5 protein-coding genes are annotated in these 5,404 nt (G+C 71.9%); 2 read left to right on the forward strand and 3 right to left on the reverse strand.

Annotated elements, in window-relative coordinates; translation table 11 throughout:
* Positions 1 to 145: 145 nt before the first annotated feature.
* The 3 genes from D6718_06320 to D6718_06330 all read right to left on the reverse strand — a co-directional run bounded on the left by D6718_06320 (position 146) and on the right by D6718_06330 (position 3,198).
* A complete protein-coding gene (locus tag D6718_06320; protein ID RMG45952.1) occupies positions 146 to 1,657 on the reverse strand; it encodes a short-chain fatty acid transporter in 1,512 nt (503 codons plus the stop codon).
* The gene (locus D6718_06325; protein RMG45953.1) at positions 1,617 to 2,384 is read right to left on the reverse strand and encodes a hypothetical protein; all 768 of its coding nucleotides are present in this window, start codon (positions 2,382 to 2,384) and stop codon (positions 1,617 to 1,619) included. Before D6718_06325 ends, D6718_06320 begins: the two co-directional genes overlap by 41 nt.
* 76 nt (positions 2,385 to 2,460) lie before the next feature.
* Entirely contained in the window at positions 2,461 to 3,198 is a 738-nt protein-coding gene (locus tag D6718_06330) for a hypothetical protein (protein ID RMG45954.1), read from the reverse strand.
* A gap of 280 nt (positions 3,199 to 3,478) precedes the next feature.
* Here D6718_06330 and D6718_06335 point away from each other — a divergent pair, with 280 nt between their 5' ends.
* Both D6718_06335 and D6718_06340 read left to right on the forward strand, forming a co-directional pair.
* The gene (locus D6718_06335) at positions 3,479 to 4,678 is read left to right on the forward strand and encodes a hypothetical protein (protein ID RMG45955.1); all 1,200 of its coding nucleotides are present in this window, start codon (positions 3,479 to 3,481) and stop codon (positions 4,676 to 4,678) included.
* Positions 4,666 to 5,404 (forward strand): DUF4405 domain-containing protein (locus tag D6718_06340; GenBank protein RMG45956.1); only part of this gene is annotated, 739 nt, incomplete at its 3' end. The genes D6718_06335 and D6718_06340, both read left to right, overlap by 13 nt.

Genomic DNA, 5,404 nt, shown 5'->3' on the forward strand with positions numbered 1-5,404 from the left:
CGAAGCGCCGCATCGGCTGCCGGTAGACGACCAGATCCCGCGAGACGAGCGCGCCCCGAGGGCGCCCGAGTGGGGGATGGCACCGGAGTTTCCGCCGTTCAGCGGTTTCGATCCGTGCGCTCACCGCCGACGGCGCACTGTCGCGTCAAAAGAAGAAAGCCGCCAGGTAGACCGGCAAGACGACGATCATGATCGCGATCGTGTAGCCCATGATCTCGCGGGCCCGCGTGCCCGTGATCGACAGCAACGCCAGCGCCCAGAAGGGCTGCAGCATGTTCGTCCACGCATCCCCGCAAGCGAAGGCGATCACCGCGCGGCCGGTGGCGACTCCCGCCGCCGGGTCCGCGGCTGCCCGCAGAACGACCTCGCCCTGCAAGGCCCACTGCCCTCCCCCCGAGGGGATGGCGAGGTTGACGACCGCTGCGGAGAGGAACGTGAGCGTCTGGAACGCCCACCGGGCCGGCAGGCCATGCGCGGCGAGCCAGCCGGCGGCGGCCACGCCGGCGGTCGCGAGCCGCTCCACGAGGCCGGCCCCCCGAAGCACGCCCAGCGCGGCGAAGTAGAGAGGGAACTGCAGGAGGATTCCCGCCGCCGGCCTGGTCCCGTTCGCGAAGGCCTCGGCCGCCCGGGCCGGCGTACCGTGAAGGGCAAACCCGCCCATCAGGAACAGAAACAGGATCGTGTCGAGATCGACCGACCGTGTTCCGCTCCAGACCCCCGGGACGAGCCGGAGGAGGACCCAAAGTGCTGCCGGGACGGTGACCAGGGCCGTGATCAGGCGCATCCGTTCCAGTGCCGGCCCGAGACCTCCTCGCGGCGGCCCCACCGCTTCGCCGGACGGCGGACCAGGCGGCTCCGGCCGCGGCTCCGGGCAGGGAGCGCGACCCGCCATCGCCACGGCTGCCACCAGGACGGCGGCGGAAAGAGCGGCCGAGAGAGCGAGGTTGAACGGCGAGAAGATCGTTTCCGAGAGCGGAATCGCCCCCGCGATCGACACGAAAGGGTGGTCCGGCTGAGCGACGGCCAGCGGAGCGGAACCCGAAAGGCCGTTGTGCCAGACGAGGAACCCGGCGTAGGTGGCGGCGACGACCAGCGGATAGGGAACCGGCCGTCCTCGCCGAGCGGCCTCCCGACCGATTTCCCGCGCCACCAGCCCGCCTCCCACCAGCCCGAGTCCCCAGTGAACGAAGCTCAGCACGAGTCCGCTGGCGGCCGCCAGGGCGACCGCCTCCCGTGGCGTGCGCCACGCACCGCCCACCCGGGCCAGCGCGCGCCGGACGGCGGGCGCGTCGGCGACGACGAAGCCGGTGATGAGGATGAGCGCCATCTGGAACGCGAACGCGAGCAGCGGGCGGCTCCAGAACCCCGCGAACCAGGCGTCGAGAACACCGGCCAACCGCCCGGAACGCGGCCACCAGACGAGTCCCGCGGCCAGCACCGCGCCGTTGATCAGCAGCGCGAAGACGAACGGCCGCGGGAGGTTCCGCTCGGCCCACCGGGCGCAGGCGGCTCCGAAGCGGGCGATCACGGCCGGCCCTCCCCGCGGTGGGTCCCGGCCGGGAAACGGAGCAGTCGGCGGCACATCGGCGGGGCAGCATACAACGCCCCGCTGCTGATCAGCCCCTCTCCCCTTCCCGAGCCAAGGCCGCCTCGGCACGGCTCAGCAGGCGGTCGGCGAGACTCGGCGGGGCGGGAAGGGTCGTCGCCAACGGCCACCATCCTCCGCGCCCCTCCGTGATGAGCATGCTCACGTACCGGCCGGTCTTGAACAGCGGACGCGCCGGCGCCGGAAGCCTCACCGGCGCGACGACCACGCCTTCGCCTGCGGCGAGGGCGGCGCCGTCGGCACCGAGGCCGAGGATTCGATAGCGCCCCTCGAACAGGTCCTCCTCTTCTCCGGCGAGCACCGGGGGCGCGGGAAAGCGCTCGATCGCCTGCTGGAGCGCGTGGAAGCGCCGCAGCGTCGCCCCGGCACCGCGCAGAACGGCCTCGAACCGTCGCAACGCCTCCGCGTCGCACCAGCCGCGGCGGCGGCAGTAGCGCGCGAGCGAGAGGGCTTCCCGCCCGAAGGCGAGGATCCACGACGCGCGGACGATGTTGGCGTAGGGAAACAGGCGGACGCAGGGACCGAGCGCCGGGACCAACCGCTCGGCCTCCACACGACCGGCCGCAGGATCCTCGCCGCCGCGACTCCGCGAGGGGCGTCCCAGCTCGAAGAAGCGGGCGATCAGTTCCAGCGCCACCTCGACGGCCACCCGCTCCTCGTCGCTTTCCGGAAGGCCGCGTTCGGCGGCGTAGTCCGCGACCGCGTCGAGGACGGTGGGCCGGCGGTCGAGTCCTCCCCGAATCGCTCGGAGCCGCGTGCGTCCCGGTGCCCGATGCATGCGGGAAGGCTAGCCCCCGCGAACCGCCCGGTGGGGGCGCTCTCCGGGGGTCCCTCCCACGCGCGGGAGACGAGCCTCAGAACCGCCAGGCCACACCGGCCCGCAGCGAGCGCCCGGAAAGGTCGATCGTGCCCTCGCCCTCGAAGTCGCCGCCCAGCGCGTCATCGGCCTGCTGCCACCGGCCCTCGACGAACATCGACCAACCGGAACCCACGGGCAGGTCGAGCCCCGCCAGGACGTAGTAACCGGCGGTGACGCCGTCACTCTCGAAGGCCAGGAATTCGATCGGCTTCGCAGGGTCGCTCAAGATGAGAAAGTCTCCGGCCTCGCGGTAGCGCCACCAGTACAGACCGCCGCCGGCGCCGAGGTAGGGCACCAGTCCCTCACGGCCGGCCGGGTAGAACAGAAGACCCACGGTCAGCGGCGTCACCTGGAGCTCGGTGTCGTGCCAGACGTCGAAGCCGTCGGGGTCGTGCCGGTAGGCCTGCCGGGCGGTCCCCTCCTGATGCTCGAGCGAAACGAGGACGGCCGACCAGCGGCTGCGCGGGAACAGCAGGTCGGCGCCGATGGCGACGTCTTCGAGCGAATCGGGTGAACCGGTGAAAACCGAGAACGTGTCGTCCCAGAAGGCCGAGTCGGCATCGGGCGTGAACAGGCCGAGACCGAGGCGGAAGGTGCTCTCCGCCGCCGGACGCGGCCGGTGCCGGTCACGGGGGAAATGCCGGGGCCCCCCGGCCAGCGCCGGCGCGGCCAGCATCGCCCCCAGCGCTCCGGCAAGAAGGAAAAGCCTGCCTCCCATCGTGCGAGTGGTCATGATTGGCCTCCGCCCGGCGGAACGTGGGACGGCCCGAGCCGCCCACACCGCCGGCACAATCCCGCAAGCACGAGCCGTGCCAGACCGGCCGGCCACCGATCCGGCCGCGGATCAACGGGTTCCGGTGCCCGACCTCGGCCCGGGTGATGCCGGCGCCCCCTCGGGGTGACGCCGGCGCCACCCCGGGGGGACGCCACCGACCCTGCCCGAGGACGGCGGGAGCAAAACGATCCGTTTACGCGCGACTCGTTCGGGCTTTGGGCAGGGTGTCCCCGCTACAATGGCTTCCAAGAGTCGAGAGGCGTCACGCCGGGAAGGCGTTCCGATGAAGGCGAGGGTCCGGTGGTGCCTCGTCGCCGCAGCGGCGGCGCTCGGAGGTCTCCCCTCGACGGCCGGCGAGGATCCGCTGGCCGGTTCGGTCCACGAGGGCTTCGAATGCACCGACTGCCACGAGGAGCCGGCCGCCGGACTGCCCGGGCCGGTCGATTGCGGGCTATGCCACGAGAGCGTGGCGGAGGACTACGAGCAGAGCGTGCACGGCAGAGCCCGTGCGGCCGGTGCCGAGGACGCCCCGACCTGCGCGGACTGCCACGGAGCGCACGATATCCGCGCCGCTGACGATCCGGCGTCGCGCGTCTACCCGCTGAACGAACCGAGGACCTGCGCCCGCTGCCACGCGGACCCGAAGCTCGTCCGGCGGCACGAAATCCCGGTCCCCGATCCCCTCGAAGCCTACCGCTCCAGCGTCCACGGTGTCGCGGTGATCTCGGAGCGCGATTTTCGGGCGGCAACCTGCAGCCGCTGCCACGGCGGGCACCTCGTGCTTCCGATGGACGACCCGCGGTCGACCATCTTCTGGCGCAACATCCCCGACACGTGCGGCGCCTGCCACCGCGACATCGCCCGCGACTTCCGCGAAAGCGTCCACGGGCGGGCGGCGGAGGCGGGGGTGCGCGGCGTCCCCGTCTGCATCGACTGCCACGGAGAGCATGCGGTGCGCTCTCCGCGCGACCCCGCCTCCCCGGTCCATCCCCTGCGGGTCTCGAGAGAAACCTGCGGCCGCTGTCATGCTTCGGAGCTGATCGCGCGCCGTTACGGGCTGCCTATCGACCGGCTGCAGACCTTCGAGCGGAGCTATCACGGCCTGGCGGTGCGCGCGGGTTCGCTGACCGCGGCGAACTGCGCGAGCTGCCACGGGATCCACCGCATCCTCCCCTCCTCCGACCCCGAATCGAAGATCCATCCCGCCAACCTGCGCCGCACCTGTGGAGCTTGCCACGACGAAGGAGCCGCGGGTTTCGCACGAGGACCGGTGCACGTGGCCTCGAGCACGTTGCCGGGCCGCATCGTCAACGCGGTGCGGCGCCTGTACATCGGGATCATCGTCCTGGTGGTCAGCGCCCTCACGCTGCACAACGGAGCGGATCTCGTGCGCCGGTCCGCTTCGCGCCGTCGCGGGGAGGAGCCATGGCCCTTCTGACGATCGAGGCGGGACGCCGCAGCTTGCAGCGCGTCTACCTTCGCTGGACCCTGGCGGAACGCCTGCAGCATGCGGTGCTCCTCGCCAGCTTCCTCGTGCTGGTGGTCACCGGCTTCAGCCTGGCCTACCCCGAGAGCTGGTGGGCGCGCCCGTTCACCGGCTCGCCTGTCCTGTTCGAGTTGGGACGCGATCTCCACCGGATCGCCGGGACGGCCCTGCTCGCCCTGGCCGCGGTCCACATCGTCTATCTCGCGTCCACCGAGCGAGGGCGCACGATGGCCGCGGCCCTGCGTCCGGGGCGGGCGGATCTCGCCGAGCTCCGCGAGACGATCGCGTTCCTCGCCGGCCGGCGCGAAGCGCCGCCACCTGCCGGGCATTTCACCTACTCCGAGCGGTTCGAGTACCTCGGCGTGGTCTGGGGTACGGCGATCATGGGCCTCACGGGTCTGATGCTCTGGTTCGAGACGCTGACGCTGAGGCTGTTCCCGAAGTGGGTGCTCGACCTGATGGCGACCGTGCACCTGTACGAGGCATGGCTCGCCGCCCTGACGATTCTCGTCGGGCACATCTACCGGGTCGTCTTCGACCCGGACGTCTATCCGCTGGACCGGAGCATGTTCACCGGACTGGTGACGGAGAACGAGCTGAGGCGGCGGCGCTCCCTCGAATGGCGCGAGATCGTGCGCCGCCGGCGGCGCGGTCCGCGTTCCCCGCCCCCTCCACCGC

Source organism: Acidobacteriota bacterium, assembly GCA_003696075.1.
Lineage (GTDB): Bacteria > Acidobacteriota > Polarisedimenticolia > J045 > J045 > J045.